The 16,517-nt window shown below is 66.5% G+C and carries 15 protein-coding genes; 6 read left to right on the top strand and 9 right to left on the bottom strand.

Annotated features, from left to right (window positions below; genetic code table 11):
* Positions 1-17 precede the first annotated feature (17 nt).
* The 3 genes from AC6LKD_RS14485 to AC6LKD_RS14475 all read right to left on the bottom strand — a co-directional run bounded on the left by AC6LKD_RS14485 (position 18) and on the right by AC6LKD_RS14475 (position 3,340).
* Complete coding sequence (locus AC6LKD_RS14485) at positions 18-977, bottom strand: Bug family tripartite tricarboxylate transporter substrate binding protein (protein ID WP_498116596.1); 960 nt, start codon at positions 975-977, stop codon at positions 18-20.
* Positions 978-1,047: 70 nt separating this feature from the next.
* Positions 1,048-2,256, bottom strand: coding sequence for a CaiB/BaiF CoA transferase family protein (locus tag AC6LKD_RS14480; protein ID WP_207468696.1), 1,209 nt, complete (start codon positions 2,254-2,256; stop codon positions 1,048-1,050).
* 163 nt (positions 2,257-2,419) lie between these two features.
* Positions 2,420-3,340 carry a LysR family transcriptional regulator gene (locus AC6LKD_RS14475; RefSeq protein WP_492277161.1) on the bottom strand — a complete coding sequence of 307 codons (921 nt, stop codon included), beginning with the start codon at positions 3,338-3,340 and terminating at the stop codon, positions 2,420-2,422.
* A gap of 104 nt (positions 3,341-3,444) precedes the next feature.
* Here AC6LKD_RS14475 and AC6LKD_RS14470 point away from each other — a divergent pair, with 104 nt between their 5' ends.
* Positions 3,445-4,533 carry an RDD family protein gene (locus AC6LKD_RS14470; RefSeq protein WP_498116595.1) on the top strand — a complete coding sequence of 363 codons (1,089 nt, stop codon included), beginning with the start codon at positions 3,445-3,447 and terminating at the stop codon, positions 4,531-4,533.
* Between the two features lie 21 nt (positions 4,534-4,554).
* Complete coding sequence (locus AC6LKD_RS14465; protein WP_498116594.1) at positions 4,555-6,090, top strand: tetratricopeptide repeat protein; 1,536 nt, start codon at positions 4,555-4,557, stop codon at positions 6,088-6,090.
* 9 nt (positions 6,091-6,099) lie between these two features.
* Here AC6LKD_RS14465 and AC6LKD_RS14460 read toward each other — a convergent pair whose 3' ends face one another.
* On the bottom strand, positions 6,100-7,032 hold the full coding sequence (locus AC6LKD_RS14460) for a LysR substrate-binding domain-containing protein (protein WP_013391938.1): 933 nt from the start codon (positions 7,030-7,032) through the stop codon (positions 6,100-6,102).
* Positions 7,033-7,115: 83 nt separating this feature from the next.
* Between AC6LKD_RS14460 and AC6LKD_RS14455 the strand changes: the two genes are divergently transcribed.
* The 3 genes from AC6LKD_RS14455 (at position 7,116) to AC6LKD_RS14445 (ending at position 10,042) form a co-directional block, all read left to right on the top strand.
* A complete protein-coding gene (locus tag AC6LKD_RS14455; protein WP_498116593.1) occupies positions 7,116-8,039 on the top strand; it encodes a carbon-nitrogen hydrolase family protein in 924 nt (307 codons plus the stop codon).
* Positions 8,040-8,560: 521 nt separating this feature from the next.
* Positions 8,561-9,250 (top strand): glutathione S-transferase family protein, encoded by a 690-nt coding sequence (locus AC6LKD_RS14450; RefSeq protein ID WP_498116592.1) that lies wholly within the window; start codon positions 8,561-8,563, stop codon positions 9,248-9,250.
* A 228-nt stretch (positions 9,251-9,478) separates the two neighbouring features.
* Positions 9,479-10,042: a PIN domain-containing protein gene (locus AC6LKD_RS14445; RefSeq protein WP_498116609.1), complete on the top strand. Its 564-nt coding sequence runs from the start codon at positions 9,479-9,481 to the stop codon at positions 10,040-10,042.
* 15 nt (positions 10,043-10,057) lie between these two features.
* Here the strand turns inward: AC6LKD_RS14445 and AC6LKD_RS14440 are convergent, their stop codons facing one another.
* The 4 genes from AC6LKD_RS14440 to rpsO form a co-directional block, all read right to left on the bottom strand.
* The gene (locus AC6LKD_RS14440; protein WP_013391934.1) at positions 10,058-11,275 is read right to left on the bottom strand and encodes a threonine ammonia-lyase; all 1,218 of its coding nucleotides are present in this window, start codon (positions 11,273-11,275) and stop codon (positions 10,058-10,060) included.
* A 13-nt stretch (positions 11,276-11,288) separates the two neighbouring features.
* The gene (locus AC6LKD_RS14435) at positions 11,289-12,014 is read right to left on the bottom strand and encodes a hypothetical protein (RefSeq protein ID WP_013391933.1); all 726 of its coding nucleotides are present in this window, start codon (positions 12,012-12,014) and stop codon (positions 11,289-11,291) included.
* A gap of 223 nt (positions 12,015-12,237) precedes the next feature.
* Complete coding sequence (gene pnp, locus AC6LKD_RS14430; RefSeq protein ID WP_013391932.1) at positions 12,238-14,400, bottom strand: polyribonucleotide nucleotidyltransferase; 2,163 nt, start codon at positions 14,398-14,400, stop codon at positions 12,238-12,240.
* Positions 14,401-14,493: 93 nt separating this feature from the next.
* Positions 14,494-14,763: a 30S ribosomal protein S15 gene (gene rpsO / locus AC6LKD_RS14425; protein ID WP_006223612.1), complete on the bottom strand. Its 270-nt coding sequence runs from the start codon at positions 14,761-14,763 to the stop codon at positions 14,494-14,496.
* Positions 14,764-15,076: 313 nt separating this feature from the next.
* Between rpsO and AC6LKD_RS14420 the strand changes: the two genes are divergently transcribed.
* Positions 15,077-15,595: a hypothetical protein gene (locus AC6LKD_RS14420; protein WP_013391931.1), complete on the top strand. Its 519-nt coding sequence runs from the start codon at positions 15,077-15,079 to the stop codon at positions 15,593-15,595.
* A 70-nt stretch (positions 15,596-15,665) separates the two neighbouring features.
* Here the strand turns inward: AC6LKD_RS14420 and pssA are convergent, their stop codons facing one another.
* Complete coding sequence (gene pssA, locus AC6LKD_RS14415) at positions 15,666-16,439, bottom strand: CDP-diacylglycerol--serine O-phosphatidyltransferase (RefSeq protein WP_013391930.1); 774 nt, start codon at positions 16,437-16,439, stop codon at positions 15,666-15,668.
* Between the last annotated feature and the right edge of the window lie 78 nt (positions 16,440-16,517).

Here is a 16,517-nt window from a genome sequence, read left to right as displayed (position 1 = left end):
GTGCTGTCCTATCCTGTTTACTGCTGCACCACGATGCCCGCGCTCTCGATGGTCTGGCGCGCCTTGCCGATGTCCGACTGGATCAGCGCGGCGAACTGCTCGGTGGATACTGGATCGGTTTCCAGTCCCTGCGCCGCCAGCGCCTCCTGCACGTCCTTGCGCGCCAGCAGCTTGTTGAAGTCGCCGTTCAGGCGCGACACGATGGCCGGCGGCGTCTTGGCCGGGGCCAGCACGCCGTAATAGGTCACCACGCTGAAATCCTTGTAGCCCAGCTCCGCCACCGTGGGTACGTCCGGCAGCGCCGGGTTGCGCTTGGGCGAAGTCACCGCCAGCGCGCGCACCTTGCCGGACTTGATGAGCGTGGCCGCCGACGAGATCGAGGAACCCGCGAACTGCAAATGCCCGCCCATGAGGTCCGCCAGCGCCGGCGCCGAGCCTTTGTACGGCACATGCTGCATCTTGAAGCCGGCCGCATGCTGCAGCATTTCGATAGCGATGTGCACGCCCCCACCCGTGCCCGAGGTGCCGTAGGAGATCTTGTTGGGATCTTTCTTCGCGGCGTCGATGACTTCGGGCAAGGTCTTGTACGGCGAGTTCTCCGACACCAGCAGCACCATCGGCGTGGTGGCCACCAGCGCCACCGGGGCCAGGTCCTTGACCGGGTCGTACGCCACCTTCATCAGCAGCGGAATCAAGGTGACGTTGTCGGACTGGCCGATCACCAGGTCATAGCCCTGCGCCGGCGAACGCGCGGCCTCGGCCAGACCCAGCGCCGTGCCCGCGCCCGGCTTGTTCTCGGGGATGACCGACCAGCCGTTGAGTTCATGCAGCTTGGTGCTCATCAGGCGCCCGATATAGTCGGTGCCTCCGCCCGGCGTGGACGGGATGATGATGCGGATGGGCTTGCTGGGGTAGTCCTGGGCGTGTGCGGTACAGGCGGCGGCCAGCGCAGCCACCGCGAATAGTTTGCGGATCATCTTGTCTCCTATTGGATGAATGTCTTGGCGGTCTGCGCCGCCTCGACCGATATCGGGCGCTCAAGCCCTCTTATGCAATCACTCCGGCGGTGCGCAGGGCCTCGATGCGCGCGGCATCCCAGCCCAGCCCCTGCAGGATGGCCTGCGTATCGCCGCCTTGCCGCGGCGGATCGGAACGCTTGCCGGCCTTCAGTCCGTCGAACTCGATGGGCAGCGCGGCCGCGGAAATCTCGCCGCCGTCTGGCAGCCGGGTCTTCAGCAGCGCGCCGCCGGCGTTCAGATGCGCGTCGTCCAGCAGGTCGTGCGGCTGGCGTATCGGACCGTAAGACAGTCCGGCGGCCTCCAGCGCCGCGCACAGCTCGTCGGTCTTCCAGGTCTTCAGGATCTCGCCCACGCCCGGCACCAACCAGGGGCGCGCGGCCTCGCGGTCGACGGCGGTGGCCAGGCGCGGATCCGCGGCCCACTCGGGCGGCAGGAATTTCTGGGCGAAGTTGCGCCACTGCGCATCGCCGACGACGGCGACGAACACCCGTCCGTCCGCGGTCTCGAACACGTCGTACACGCCCCAGGGCGGCCGGCGTTCCGCGCCCATGGGTTTGGGCGCCGCGCCGGTCAACTGGAACTGGGCGATGAACTGCGCGACCAGCAGCAAGTTGTTCTCGAACAGGCCGGAGCGCACGTGCCGGCCGCGCCCGGTGGCGTGGCGGTCGTGCAGCGCCGCCAGCGCGCCCACCACGCCGAAGGTGCCACCCAGGATGTCGTTGACCGAGGCCGCGACGCGCTGCGGCGTATCCGCCCCGCCGTTGATGTAGGCCAGCCCGCCCATCATCTGCACCACTTCATCGAGCGCGGTACGCTGCTTGTAGGGGCCGGACAGAAAACCCTTGAGCGACACGTAGATCAGCCCGGGGTTCTCGGCGGACAACGACTCGTAGTCCAGCCCGTACTGGGCCAGGCTGCCGTCGCGGAAATTCTCCACCACCATATCGGCCTGCAAGGCCAGCTGGCGCACCACGGCCTGCCCTTCGCGCGTCTTCAGGTCGATCGCCAGGCTCTGCTTGTTGCGGTTGAAGACCGGGAAATAACCGCTGCCCGAGCCTTTCAGCCGGCGGGTGCGGTCGCCTTCTATCGGTTCCACCTTGATGACTTCGGCGCCCAGGTCCGCCAGCGCCAAGCCGGCCGCCGGGCCCATGATCATATGGGACAGCTCCAGCACCTTGATGCCGCGCAGCGGCAATTCGGTGTGGTCCATGAAGGGTGAAGCCGGTGTTGCTGCCATCTGCATATCCTTGGGCCTGACGCGATGAAGAACGGGCGGCGGAGTGAGCCGATGCCCCTATTCCTCCATCATCGGCGGCAAGCCGGGCCAGCGGGTAGCGGTCTTTCAGCACCGGGGCATTCTCGTTTGGGAACGTCCGGGAAAGCCCTGAGCCCCGCGACAATCAGGCTGCGTCGGCCACGCCCAGGTGCGCCAGCAGCACGCGGGCAGCAGGCGGCAAAGCCTCCAGCCCCAGCACGGCGATGCACAAGGAAGTGCTGGACCAGGCCCCGGAAAGCGGAATGAAGCGGATGTCCAGATTGGCGTGGCGCGCCTTGAGATACATGGGCACCACGGCCACGCCCATGCCGCGCGCCACCAGCATGCAGATGGTTTCATGCGAGCTGACCCGGGCGCTGATGCGCCGCGCCACGCCCGCATCCTGCGCCGCCTGCTGGAACACCGCGCTGATGCCATTGTCGCGGTTCAGCTCGATCTGCTCGAAGGGCAATAGCTGCGCGTAGTCCAGCGTGTCGCGGTCGGCCAGCAGATGCTGCCCGGGCACCACCGCCGCCAGATCGCAGCGGCCGCAAGCAAAGACCTGCAAGCCGTCATGGCCGAAGTCGGAACCCACCGCCACATCGGCCTGCCCGTCCAGCACCGCGCGGAACACTTCCTGGGTGGTGCCCTCTTCCAGCGAAATGTCGATCTGGGGATAGGCCCGGCGGAAGGACTGGATCTGCGCCGGCAGTTCGCCAGACAGGGCCGCCACACTGACGGCCAGCCGGATGCTGCCGCGCACGCCGGTGGCAAAGCCCGCCATCTCGCGACGCATACGGTCCATGCTCTGCAACACCATGCGCACATGCGTGGCCAGGGCATTGCCCGCCGGCGTGGGCTGCACGCCCTTGACCCCGCGTTCCAGCAGCGGCACCCCGAAGGCGTCCTCCATTTCCGACATGCGCTTGCTGACGGCGGAAGGAACGATGTTCTCGCGGGCGGCGGCGCGCGCCAGGCTGCCCTCTTCAAGCGCCGCCAGGAATAGGCGCAAGGAGACGGGATCGATATCGCGGGGATGCGGCAAAGGGGGCTGGACGGGTTTCATGCCCGGAAGTGTCGTGCTTTGCGCCCGCCCAGGGATCGGGGTTTTCCCGGTAACATCCGCACTCCCCACGCTCATGCGGCTTTCTCGCGCCGCCACCGCCGCCCATGCAATGCCCCCGCTGCAACTGGCAGAATCCGGCCTCCAATACCCTGTGCTTCAGCTGCAACGCGCCGCTGACCGCCCCGGCTGCGGCCGCGCCTGCCGCGAAGACGGCGAAAACGGCCAAGCCCGCCCCGGCCCGCGCCGGCAATGCGCCGGTCTTCCCCGGCATTTGGCCCCGGCTGGGCGCCACCGCGATCGACGCCGCCGTGATGGTAGCGGCGATGATCGGATTCAGCACGGCCGCCAACCTGACCTACGAATCGCTGGCTGGCGATCCGCGCCCCGTCCTGCTGGCGATGGCCGCCGGCTTCATCGGCCTGATGCTGCCGGCGCTGATGGACGCCTGGGGCGGCGGGTCCCCGGGCAAGCGGCTGCTGAAGCTGCGCGTCGTAAACCGCAATGGCGACAATCCCGGCGTCCTGCGCGCCAGTTGGCGCCACTTGATGAAATACGTGCTGAATCTTGCCCTGCCCGGCATCTTCTACCGCATCCAGCGCACCATCTTCGGCGACCGCGCCATGCATAACTGGATCTCGGGCAGCTATGTGGTCTCCAGCCAGGCGGACCCGCGAGCCATCCGGCCCGCCATCGCCAAGACCCGCTCCATCACGGGCGCGGGCAAGTTCATCTTCGCCGTGCTGGGCGTGCTGGCGCTGGTCGCGGGCGGCATGATCATCGGCGCCATCGTCATGGACTCGAAGCAGGAAGACAACCCCTTGCGCGCCGAGGTGATCCACCTGGACCTGGTATCGCAACCGGTGCGCATGCTGGCCGAGAACCATTACCGGCGCACCGGGGCCTACGCCCCGGACATGGCGGCGCTTGGCGTCACTCCGGAATCGTTGAAAAGCAGCGGCTTCAGCGCGCTGACCCTGAATCCGGTCAACGGCGTGCTGCGCTTCACCATCGCCGGAGAGCCCGGCACCGCCGACGCCCCCGCGTTGGGCGGCAAGCACCTGGTCTACCTGCCCGAACTGCGCTCGGAAAAGAAGGGCGGCGGCATCCGCCGCTGGCAGTGCGGCAGCGACGACATCCCGCGCGCCGACCGCCCCTACAGCTGCCGCCACGAAGCCGGCGCCTCGGCACCCTAGTCCCGACACGGAATCCCGCGCATGTCCAGCCTGATCGAATCCATCCATCGCGCCGACGACGGCGACGAGCACGCGCAAATGCTGGCGCTGTGCGAACAGGGGCTGCGCGAACAGCCCGCCTCCGCCCTGATGTGGGCGCTGCGCGCCCGCTATCACGACAAGCGCAACGCCCATGCCGCGCGCCAGGCCGATCTGGACCGGGCGCTGGCGCTGGACCCGCATTGCGGCGACGCCATCCGCGTCCAGTGCACCGCGCTCTACAACGCGGGCGAACGGCAGGAAGCCTGGCGCATCCTGCGCGACGCCCAGCAGCGCGCACCCTCGCACTTCGGGCTGCTGATGGCGCAGGCCTATCTGCTGATCAACGACCGCCGCCTGGACGAGGCCATCGCATGCTGGACCCGCGCCGCGCAATTGCGTCCATCCGCCGGCGCGCCGCATTGCTACATCGCGTCCAACCTGGCCAATGCCGGACGCCACGCCGAAGCCGAACCCCATTTCCGGCGCGCGACCTCGCTGGCGCCGGGCAACGGCATGTTCCTGTACGACGCCGGCAATACCTATCGCAGCCTGGGCGACCTGCGCAACGCCATCGCGATGTTCGACCGCGCCCGCACGATTCTGGGCGAGCAGAACGCCATCCAGCACAACCGCGCCTCGTGCCTGCAAGCGCTGGAACGCCATGAAGACGCGGTCGAGGAATGGACCAGCCTGCTGCGCCGCGAGCCCGACTGGGATTGGCCCCTGGAAGGCAAGGCGCGCTCCCTGCACCGGCTGGGCCGCGCGGACGAAGCCGTGCCGCTATGGCGGCATCTGGACGCGCTCTCGGAAAACGGCTGGGAAGGCCGCAGGGAACAGGCCCGCGAGTACGTGCGCAGCCGCGATCCGGAACTGGCCGAACAGGCGCTGCAAGGGCTGGATCCGATGACCAGCGGCGATGCCCAACTGCTTTTCGTGGCCGGCAACGCGCAGCGCGACCAGCGCAACTGGGACGAGGCGCTGGTGTACTACCTGCAGGGCTACGAGCTGGCGCCCGACAACGACTTCCTGCCCGGCAATGCGGCTGACATGCTGAACCGGCTGGAGCGTCACGACGAAGCCCTGCCGCTGTCCGAAGTAGCGATCTCGCTGGATCCGGACTGGCTCAAGTGGCGCCGCGCCCGCATCGAAGCGCTGACCCATCTGGGCCGGGCGGACGAGGCGGTGGCCGACGCCGACCGCGCCATGGCGCGCTGGCCCGATGAAGGCGCCCTGCACGCCGAACGCATCAACGCGCTGATCGCGGCCCAGCGCCACGACGAAGCGCTGACGGCCTGCGACCGCCTGATCGCGATGGATCCGGAGTACCGCAGCTGGGCGCTGTTTTCGCGCGGCCAGGCCTATGGCGAAATGAAGCGTCACGCGGAGTCCGCCGTGGCCTATCGCCAGGCTGCCGCAGCCTATCAACAGAATGGCAAGCCGCAGTACCAGGAGTTGTCCTTGAACAATGCCCTGGCCGCGGAACAGGCCGCCGCCGCGCCGCGCGGCCTGCTGGGCCGGCTGTTCGGGCGCAAGTAGGCCGCGCGCCTACGCCGCGCACTCCCATTCATAGCCGTTCAACAAGCCCAGCAAGCCGCGCCTCGCCGCCGCCACCGCCTCGTCGCGCAAGGCGTCGGGACGCCAGCCCATTTCGATGGCGTACCCCGGCATGGCTACCGGGCAAGGCAGCATGCGCAAGCCGGACGCCGCGGCCAAACCGCGCGCCGCATGCGCGGGCAGGGTCGACAGGGCATCGCTGCCCGGCAGCAGGAACGCCAACGCCGCGAAATGTGTGGTTGAGGCCTGCACCCGCCGCGTCAGTCCCAGCCCGTGCAGCACTTCATCCACCACGCCGATGAATCCACCGGACGACACCAGCACGTGCTGGCGGCGGACGAATTCCTCCAGCGACAGGGTCGTCTGCCCCGGGGCCAGGCTGGCGGGATCCAGCAGGCAGGCATAGCCCCCCTGTCCGACCGTCACGCGCTGCAAGGCATGCGCGGCCAGTCCGCCCGAGGCGATCACCAGATCAGCCTCTCGTGCCATCAGCATGTCGGCCGCCAGCCGGCTGTGGGTCTGCCGGAAGATGATGCGCAGGCCGGGCGCGCTTTGCGCCAGCGCGCGGATCGCGTCTCGGCCCAGGGCAATCTCGAAATCATCCGACAGCCCCAGCGTGACTGACCTGCCAGCAAAGCCCGCCGCGCCTGGACGCGCCAGCGACAGGCTCTGTCGGCACTTGTCCAGCGCCTCGCCGATAACGGGCCGCAACTCGCGCGCCCGCAGGCTGGGCGTCAGCCCCCGGCCCGTGCGCGTGAACAGCGGATCGCCATAGAGACCGCGCAGGCGCCCCAGCGCCGCGCTGACGGCCGACTGCGTCACGCCCAGGCGCAGCGCGGCGCGCCCGGCTCCGCCCTCGTCGTAGATGGCCTCGAAGACCTTGAGCAGGTTCAGGTCCGCCGATTCGATATCAATCTGGTTCATATCATTTATCTCTGACCAGGATTGATTGATTTTAGAGCCGGTCCGACACTGAAGCCTGTTCCTACCCCACCCGAGCCCCCACTATGACCACGAAAACCGTCGCCGCATTGCAGATCGGCTCCTCGCCCGCAGGCCGCGCCCGCACCCTGGAAGACATCCTGGCCTACGAAAGCGAAATCGCCGCCTCGGGCGCCTCGCTCGTGGTCATGCCCGAAGCACTGCTGGGCGGCTATCCCAAGGGCGAGATCTTCGGCACCCGCCTGGGCTATCGCCTGCCCGAAGGCCGGGAAGCCTTTGCCCGCTATTACGAAAACGCCATCGACGTGCCCGGCCCCGAAACCGAGGCACTGGCGGCCCTGTCGCAGCGCACCGGCGCCAGCCTAGTCGTGGGCGTGATCGAACGCGGCGGCAACACGCTGTACTGCACCGCCCTGTTCTTCGAACCCGCCACCGGCCTGGCCGCCAAGCACCGCAAGCTCATGCCCACCGGCACCGAACGCCTGATCTGGGGCCAGGGCGACGGCTCGACCCTGCCGGTGGTCGACAGCGGGGCCGGCCGCATCGGCGGCGCCATCTGCTGGGAAAACCACATGCCGCTGCTGCGCACCGCCATGTACGCCAAGGGCGTGGAAATCTGGTGCGCCCCCACCGTGGACGAGCGCGACATCTGGCAATGCTCGATGCGCCACATCGCCCATGAAGGCCGCTGCTTCGTGGTCAGCGCCTGCCAGGTGCAGCCCTCGCCCGCCGAGCTGGGCCAGGACGTGCCGGGCTGGGATGCCAACCGGCCGCTGATCAACGGCGGCTCGGTCATCGTCGGTCCGCTGGGCGACGTGCTGGCGGGTCCCTTGCGCGGCAAGGCCGGCCTGCTGACCGCCCAGATCGACATGGCGGAACTGGTGCGCGCCCGCTACGACTTCGACGTGGTGGGCCACTATTCGCGCCCCGACGTCTTCTCGCTGACGGTGGATGAACGCCCGCGCCCTGCCGTGCGCTTCGTCTCCTGAGCGCCAGCGCCCAGGGGCCCGCATTCCGGCTCCCTGACGCCGGGATGGTATAGTCTCGCCCGCTGCCGGCCCTTCCGGGGCCGCGCAACGCCCGAGTGGTGAAATTGGTAGACACAAGGGACTTGAACTAATTTGAGCCCTTTGGGGGAAACTCCAAAGGTGTAGCCCGTCAAACTCGGCGAATGCCCTGGACCCGTTCCGAGCCAACGCCGAGCCAAGCCCTGGTCGCAGACCGGGGAAGGTGTAGAGAGCAGACGGCGGGCACCTAAGGCCAGAAGGCTAAGGTGAAGGCGTGCTCCAGACCACGAACAGCGCAACCGCGCTGGCGGCGAAAGCCGAAGTGGTAAGAAAATCCCTCGGCCTCGCGGCCGTACCGGTTCGATTCCGGTCTCGGGCACCACCCGCAACAGGCAAGGCGTCCCCCCTTCGTCGCAAGCCGGCGAACCGCCTGCCTCGCCAAACTGATGCGCGCAAAAATCCCTCGGCCGTTCTAAGCTAGACCGGTAACCAGGGAGCGCGCCATGATCACCCTCTACTCGTACCCCGGGCTCTACGGGCTGGAAGACAACAACCCCTACGGCCTGAAGATCTACGCCTTCCTGAAGCTGTGCCGGCTGCCGTTCGACCACCGGCATACGCTCGACGTGCAGTCCGCTCCGCGCGGCCAACTGCCCTACATCGCCGATGGCGATCTGCGCATCGGCGACAGCGACGCCATCATCGCGTACCTGAAGCGCCAGTACGACCTGACCATCGACGGCTCCCTCACGCCGGTGCAGCAGCGGCAGGACCTGCTGGTGCGCCGCGCGCTGGACGACCTGTACTGGGTCATGTCCTATTCACGCTGGCGCGACGACCGCTATTGGCCGACCTTCCGCAAGGCGCTGCTGGACACCCATCCGGACGTCACGCCCGAGCAACTGGAAGCCGCCCGCCAATACAATTTCCAGCGCTACCACTACCAGGGCATCGGCCGCTATGCGCCCGAGGACGCCTACGCCCGCGGCGTCGCCGATCTGGAGGTCATATCCAGCCTGCTGGGAGACAACGGTTTCATGTTCGGCGCCAATCCCGGCAGCGTGGATGCGGGCCTGTACGGTTTTCTCGCCAATATCTATTTCTACGCCATCGACACCCCGCTCAAGCAGTGCCTGGTGTCGCGGCGCAATCTGGTGAGCCACTGCAACGCTGTGCGCGCCGAACTGGGTTAGGAGGACCGCCTGGCGACGCTGAAAGGCGCCAGGCGTGGACCTGCCGTATCCCGTCCCCCACCCCGGCTGCCCCCAAAAACGTTATTCTTGCGCCTCGTTTTTCTTTTTCCCGCCCTGCCCGCCGCCCCGATCTCCTTACGGCGCAGCCTCCATAGGCAGGGCTTCAGACCTCACTTGACCGCCGCTCCCGCCTCCCCGCCCTTCATCGTCCTCGACGCCTGCGTCCTTATGTCCGGCATCCTGCGCCGCCTGCTGCTCAGGCTGGCCGAGGCCGGCGTGTACACGCCGGTCTGGACCGAGCGCATCGGCGAGGAATGGCGCCGCAACGCCTCGCGCATCTGGGAAATCCCGCCAGAAGTGATGATGGAAATGTGGGACGACATGAATGCCCGTTTCCCCGCCGCCCGCGAAGCGGACACGCAGGTGTACGAGGCCTCCTTGCGCTACAGCGACCCCAAGGATTTCCACGTGATCGCAGCCGGCCTGGCGCGGCGCGCGCGCTGCGGCTTGCAGCAGCCGCCGGTGGTGCAGGTGCTGACCTGGAACCTGAAGGATTTCAACCGTTCCGAACTGCGCCGCCAGGGGCTGGATGTCTACAACCCCGACCGCATGCTGACGCAGTGGTGGCAGGCCGCTCCCGACGCCATCCGCGCGGCGGCAGCGCAGGTGCCCGCGGACTACGTGGCCCTGGGCCGCGAGCCCGAGCCGCTATCGGCCACGCTGCACCGCGAGCGGCTGTACGGCCTGAAGAACCTGCTGGCGCGCGACGCCGCGCAGAGCGGCGCCGCCTGAACCGCGCACGCAGCCTCAGTGGTCGTGATTGCTGGCGGCGAAGCCCGCCGCGTTCAGCACTTCGATCACTTCCTGGATGTGCTCATGGCCGCGCGTCTGCAGCACAAAATCCACTTCGACATTGCGCACCGGCAATGAGGTGAAGGCGCGCTGGTGGTGCACTTCGGTGATGTTGGCCTGGGCATCGGCGATGAGCTTGGTGGCATGGGCCAGCGCGCCCGGCAGGTCGCGCAGGTCCACCCGGATGCGGGCCAGGCGGCCGGCGCGCACCATGCCGCGCTCGATCAATTCGCCCAGCATCAGGGGATCGATATTGCCGCCAGTCAGCACCAGGCCGATGCGCTTGCCCTGGTAGCGGTCGCTGCCTTCTTCCTTCGCACGCAGCAGCGCGGCCAGGCCCGCAGCGCCCGCCCCTTCGACCACCGATTTTTCGATCTCCAGCAGCACCACGATGGCGTGCTCGATATCGCTTTCGCTGACCAGCTCCAGCCGGTCGACCAGCTGGGTCACGATGGGTTGGGTCAGCGCGCCCGGCGATTTCACCGCGATGCCTTCGGCGATGGTGTACGCGCCCTGCGGCATGGTCACGCCCTTGACCGCCGCGTACATGGAAGGAAAACGTTCGGTCTGCACGCCGATGATCTCGATGCCCGGCTTGAGCGCCTTGGCAGCGGTGGCGATGCCGGAGATCAGGCCGCCGCCGCCGATGGCGATGACCAGGGTGTCCAGCTGCGGCTGGTCTTCCAGCATTTCCAACGCCACCGTGCCCTGCCCCGAAATGACCGCCTCGTCGTCATAGGGGTGGATCATGATCAGGCCGCGCTCCTGCGCCAGCTCGTAGCCGCGCGCCTTGGCGTCGTCGAAGGTATCGCCGGCCAGCACCACTTCGGCGCCGAAGCGGCGCGTGTTGGCGACCTTGACGGTAGGTGTGAAGCGCGGCATCACGATCACGGCGGGCACGCCCATGCGCTGGGCATGGTAGGCCACGCCCTGGGCGTGGTTGCCTGCTGACACGGCGATCACGCCCTTGGCGCGTTCTGCTTCCGACAAGGTCAGCATGCGGTTGAGCGCGCCGCGCTCCTTGAACGAAGCCGTGAACTGCAGGTTCTCGAACTTCAGCCAGATCTCGGCGCCGAAGATATCGGACAGCGTGCGGGACAGGGTAAACGGGGTCTTCAGCACCTGGCCGCGCAAGTTTTCGCGGGCGGTCTGAATGGAGGCGATATCGATCACGGTGGAAATCCTGTTAGCGCACCGGCAGGAAATTGAACAGCAGCAGGCCCTGCGCGTAGTTGATCCCGATACGCCGCGTGTTCTCACCGAGCAGATTGGCGATCAGATCCAGGCGGCCGATGATGGCGCCGAATTCGCGTTCAAAGCTAAGGTTGGTGGCGTTCTGGGACATTTCATTGGCCAGCAGCAAGGGTTCGCCCTGGGCGTTGCGGCGCGACGCCAACAGCCAGGCGGCTGCCTCGACGTTCCGTGCGGCATTGTAGACCCGCTGCCCATCCAGCGCGTCGGTGGCGTAGAGGCGGGTCTTGCCGTTGTGCGCCGCGATGATGGTGTCGGCCAGGCCGTAGATGAAGGCACCGACCCGGTCGCCAGAATAGTTGGGGTCCAGGGCTACCGCCAGGATCTGGATGTCGCGCAGGCCCGCCAGGTCCTTGGGCGGGATGCGGACCTCGATGGAATGCTTGACCAGCAACACCGCCTTGGCCAGGTCAGGCGCGCCAGTCTTGCGCCATTCGCGCGGATTGCGGCGGTAGAGCTTGTCCAGCAGGACGTACAGGCTGGCCAGGTTGTCGCGCACCTCCAGCGTGACGGTGCGGTTGAAGTCCGTCTGGCCGAACTGGTCGGCGGACATGTCTTCGCTCTTGGGACTGCCCTGCCCCGGTCCGGGGCTGCTCATGCAGCCGCTCAGCAGCGCCGCAAGCAGCGCCGCGGCACAGGCGGGTCTGGCCCACGCCGTCATGCCTTGCCCATCCGTTTCCCCCTTTTGCCACGTCGCGCATGCCGTCCTCCGCAATCGGGGGGCTGCGCTCTCGCGCAAGACTTTACAGGAAGGTAGCCGCAGTTGGGAGATGTCCGGGGCCTGAAGAAGCAAGAAGATGAATCGGGCATGGCCACCGCGGCCGCTGCCGGTCCATGAAAAACGGCGCCCGAAGGCGCCGTCTCATGCTGTCGGTCAAGCAGGCTTATTCAGCTTGCGGTTCCGATTGCGGGGCAGCTTCGGGAGCCGCAGCGGCTTGCTGCTGCTCGATGCCGCCGATGGCCTTGATGGACAGGCGCAGGCGGCCCTTGTCGTCGGCCTCGATGACCTTGACGCGGACTTGCTGGCCGACCTTCAGCACATCGTTGATGTTGGCGATGCGGTAGTTGGCGATTTCCGAGATGTGCAGCAGACCGTCGCGGCCCGGCAGCACTTGCACGATGGCGCCGAAATCCAGCAGGCGCAGCACGGCGCCTTCGTAGATCTGGCCCACTTCGACGTCGGCGGTCAGCTCGACGATGCGGCGCTGGGCTTCCTTGGCCTGCGCTTCGTCGACGCTGGCAATCACGATCGTGCCGTCGTCGGAGATGTCGATCTGCGTGCCGGTTTCTTCGGTCAGCGCGCGGATGGTGGCGCCGCCCTTGCCGATCACGTCGCGGATCTTCTCGGGGTTGATCTTGATGGTCAGCATGCGGGGAGCGAAAGCCGACAGCTCGCCACGCGAACCGTCCAGCGCTTCCTTCATCTTGCCCAGGATGTGCAGGCGGCCTTCGCGGGCTTGAGCCAGCGCCACTTGCATGATTTCCTTGGTGATGCCCTGGATCTTGATGTCCATCTGCAGTGCGGTGACGCCGTTCTCGGTGCCCGCAACCTTGAAGTCCATGTCGCCCAGGTGATCTTCGTCGCCCAGGATGTCCGTCAGCACGGCGAACTTGCCGCCGTCCAGGATCAGGCCCATGGCCACGCCGGCCACGTGATCCTTGACCGGCACGCCGGCGTCCATCATGGCCAGCGAGCCGCCGCAGACCGAAGCCATCGACGACGAGCCGTTGGACTCGGTGATTTCCGACACGATACGGATCGTGTACTGGAAGTCTTCCGGAGCCGGCAGCAGCGGGATCAGCGAACGCTTGGCGAGGCGGCCGTGGCCGATTTCGCGGCGCTTGGGCACGCCGATGCGGCCCGTTTCGCCGGTGGCGAACGGAGGCATGTTGTAGTGCATCATGAAGCGGTCGCGGTACTCGCCCATGAGCGCGTCGATGATCTGTTCGTCTTGCTTGGTGCCCAGCGTGGCCACGACCAGCGCTTGCGTTTCACCACGGGTGAACAGCGCGCTGCCGTGTGCGCGGGGCAGCACGCCCAGACGCACGCTGATGGGGCGCACGGTGCGGGTGTCGCGGCCGTCGATGCGCGGCTCGCCATTCAGGATCTGGCCGCGGACGATGGCCGATTCCAGCGAGAACATGATGTTGTCGACGGTCACGGCGTCCGGCAGCGCTTCGCCCTTTTCGGCGGCGGCGGCAGCCAGCTTGGCCGACACGTCAGCCGACACTTCGCGCAGCTTGGTGGTGCGGGCCTGCTTTTCGCGGATCTGGTAGGCGGCGTTCAGGCCTTCCTGGGCAGCGGCGGTGACCGCGGCGATCAGGGCCTCGTCCTTGGCAGGAGCTTGCCAGTCCCAATCGGGCTTGCCGGCGTCCTTGACCAGTTCGTGGATGGCGTTGATGACGGCCTGCATTTGCTGGTGGCCGTAGACCACGCCACCCAGCATGATTTCTTCGGACAGCTGGTCGGCTTCCGATTCCACCATCAGCACGGCGTTTTCGGTACCGGCGACAACCAGGTCCAGCTTGGACGACTTCAGTTGCGAGGCGGTCGGGTTGATGGCGTACTGGCCATCGATGTAACCCACGCGCGCGGCGCCGATCGGGCCGTTGAACGGGATGCCCGAAATGGCCAGCGCGGCCGAGGCGCCGATCATGGCGGCGATGTCGGGATCGATCTCGGGATTGACCGACAGCGTGTGGATGACCACCTGGACTTCGTTGTAGAAGTCTTCGGGGAACAGCGGACGCAGGGGACGATCGATCAGGCGCGAGGTCAGCGTTTCCTTCTCGGAGGGCTTGCCTTCGCGCTTGAAGAACCCGCCCGGAATACGGCCGGCGGCGTAGGTCTTCTCGATGTAGTCAACGGTCAGCGGGAAAAACGTTTGACCCGGCTTGGCCTTCTTGGAAGCCACGACGGTGGCCAGGACGACGGTGTCCTCGATCGACACCACCACGGCGCCGGAGGCCTGGCGAGCGATTTCGCCAGTTTCCAGGACGACCGTGTGCTGGCCGTACTGGAACGATTTTGTCACTTTATTGAACATGACGATTATTCCTTACAAATGAAAAACCGTGGCCGTCGCGACATGCGTCGCACCGACCACGGTTATTGCGTCATGGGGAGCCAGCCCCGTCGATCACTTGCGCAGACCGAGTTTTTCGATCAGTGCGCGGTACGAATCGGGATTGCGGCCCTTGAGATAGTCGAGCAGCTTGCGGCGACGGCTGACCATACGCAGCAGACCGCGGCGCGAGTGATGGTCCTTCATGTGTTCTTTGAAGTGACCGGTCAGTTCGTTGATACGGGCGGTGAGCAGAGCCACCTGAACTTCGGGGGAGCCGGTATCGCCTTGAGCGCGTTGGAATTGCGCGACGATATCGGATTTCTTGATGTCAGCTACAGACATTTATGACCTCTTCGGACATGCGACAGGGCCGAGGCGCCCTGACGTGGTTTGGAAAAAATTTTGCGCGAACCTGGCTGAATTCGCTTTCTCACTGCTGCCATTGATGACTCAAACAGAAGCCTGGAACCCGGTTGTGGACGCGGTGTTTCGACACCGGGACCTGATACCTGGACCCGCTCTGCGGCCAGCGCAAAGGATGTTGCAAAATCAATACACTTGATAAAGCTCGATGATTATAGCCGATTCGATAAAATTACCCCAGTGACGGGTGCCCGCCCCGCTGCGGGCCGCAATCCGACATCAGGAGAGAAGCATGTCTAAATATTACAGAGGCGCCCGCATCGCGCTGGCCGCCGCCGCGCTGGCCACCCTGGCGGCGTGCGCGAACATGGCCCAGATTCCGCCCGGCACTCCCTACGCCGACGTGCAGGCCCAGTTCGGCCGGCCCAACTTCGAGTGCCCGCAAGCCAATGGCGGGCGGCGCGTGATCTGGACCCAGCAGCCCATGGGCCAGTACGCCTGGGGCACCAATGTCGGCGCCGACGGCCGCGTGGGTCCGGTAGTGCCGCTGCTGACGGACGCGCACTTCAAGGTCCTGAGCGAAGGCGAATGGGGCCCCGACCGCGTGCGCTGCGAATTCGGCCCGCCCGCCAAGATCGAGGAAGCCGGCCTGGGTGAAAAACGCGAGGTGGTCTGGTCATACCGCTACAAGGAAAACGGCGTCTGGAACTCGCTGATGTACGTGTACATGAGCCGCGACGGCAACAGGCTGACGCACTTCCATCCCGGCCCGGACCCCATGTACGACGACGACCGGCTCATGTGGCATTGATTCCTGCGCCCCAGAAAAACAAAACCCGCCATCCGGCGGGTTTTGTTTTGGGCGGCAAGGCTGCCGCGGGTCAGGAGGATTGGCTGCGGCGTTCCTGCGTCAGGCGGCGCGCGCGGTTCCAGCGCCAGGCCCACATGATCCAGCCCGACAGGCCATACAGCACGAACAGGCCGAACAGCACGACCGGAGGATCGCTGGACACGAACACGAATACCGCCACCACCAGCAGGATGCCCCAGAACGGCACGCTGCGGCCCAGGGCGAAGCTCTTGCCACTGAAGAACGGCGCGTTCGACACCATGGAAATGCCTGCATACATGGTCAGCGTGAACGCCGCCCAGGCCATCAGGCTGTCATGGATGGGCAGCTTGTTGTCCACCGCCAGCCAGACGAAGCCCGCTACCAGGGCACCCGCGGCCGGACTGGGCAGGCCCTGGAAGTAGCGCTTATCGACCACGGCGATATTGGTGTTGAAGCGGGCCAGGCGCAGCGCGGCGCCAGCCACGTAGACGAAGGCGGCGAGCCAGCCCCAGCGGCCCAGGTCGTTCAGGATCCATTCGTACATGACAAGTGCCGGCGCAACGCCGAAGGAGGTCATGTCGGACAAGGAGTCGTACTGCTCGCCGAAGGCGGACTGCGTGTTGGTCAGGCGGGCGACCCGGCCATCCATGCCGTCCAGCACCATGGCCGCGAAAATGGCGATGGCGGCGACTTCGAAGCGGTCGTTCATGGCCTGTACGACGGCATAGAAGCCCGCGAACAGTGCCGCGGTGGTGAACGCGTTCGGCAGCAGGTAGATGCTGCGGTGGCGGTTCTCGGAATCGCGCATGGAAAAATTGGGCATGGTCTCAATAACTTACAACGAACACTGAAAGGTTAACCCATCTGGCCCCGCTTGCGGAGCGGAGCAAGCTGCGTGCCT

The sequence above is a fragment of the Achromobacter sp. D7-1 genome, from assembly GCF_059760445.1.
This window is presented reverse-complemented; position numbering and strand designations above follow the sequence as displayed.

Bases quoted from the DNA above. Each gene is read 5' to 3' on its own strand.
- AC6LKD_RS14485 (WP_498116596.1), bottom strand. From the start codon at position 977: ATGATCCGCAAACTATTCGCGGTGGCTGCGCTGGCCGCCGCCTGTACC.
- AC6LKD_RS14480 (WP_207468696.1), bottom strand. From the start codon at position 2,256: ATGGCAGCAACACCGGCTTCACCCTTCATGGACCACACCGAATTGCCG.
- AC6LKD_RS14475 (WP_492277161.1), bottom strand. From the start codon at position 3,340: ATGAAACCCGTCCAGCCCCCTTTGCCGCATCCCCGCGATATCGATCCC.
- AC6LKD_RS14470 (WP_498116595.1), top strand. From the start codon at position 3,445: ATGCAATGCCCCCGCTGCAACTGGCAGAATCCGGCCTCCAATACCCTG.
- AC6LKD_RS14465 (WP_498116594.1), top strand. From the start codon at position 4,555: ATGTCCAGCCTGATCGAATCCATCCATCGCGCCGACGACGGCGACGAG.
- AC6LKD_RS14460 (WP_013391938.1), bottom strand. From the start codon at position 7,032: ATGAACCAGATTGATATCGAATCGGCGGACCTGAACCTGCTCAAGGTC.
- AC6LKD_RS14455 (WP_498116593.1), top strand. From the start codon at position 7,116: ATGACCACGAAAACCGTCGCCGCATTGCAGATCGGCTCCTCGCCCGCA.
- AC6LKD_RS14450 (WP_498116592.1), top strand. From the start codon at position 8,561: ATGATCACCCTCTACTCGTACCCCGGGCTCTACGGGCTGGAAGACAAC.
- AC6LKD_RS14445 (WP_498116609.1), top strand. From the start codon at position 9,479: ATGTCCGGCATCCTGCGCCGCCTGCTGCTCAGGCTGGCCGAGGCCGGC.
- AC6LKD_RS14435 (WP_013391933.1), bottom strand. From the start codon at position 12,014: ATGACGGCGTGGGCCAGACCCGCCTGTGCCGCGGCGCTGCTTGCGGCG.
- pnp (WP_013391932.1), bottom strand. From the start codon at position 14,400: ATGTTCAATAAAGTGACAAAATCGTTCCAGTACGGCCAGCACACGGTC.
- rpsO (WP_006223612.1), bottom strand. From the start codon at position 14,763: ATGTCTGTAGCTGACATCAAGAAATCCGATATCGTCGCGCAATTCCAA.
- AC6LKD_RS14420 (WP_013391931.1), top strand. From the start codon at position 15,077: ATGTCTAAATATTACAGAGGCGCCCGCATCGCGCTGGCCGCCGCCGCG.
- pssA (WP_013391930.1), bottom strand. From the start codon at position 16,439: ATGCCCAATTTTTCCATGCGCGATTCCGAGAACCGCCACCGCAGCATC.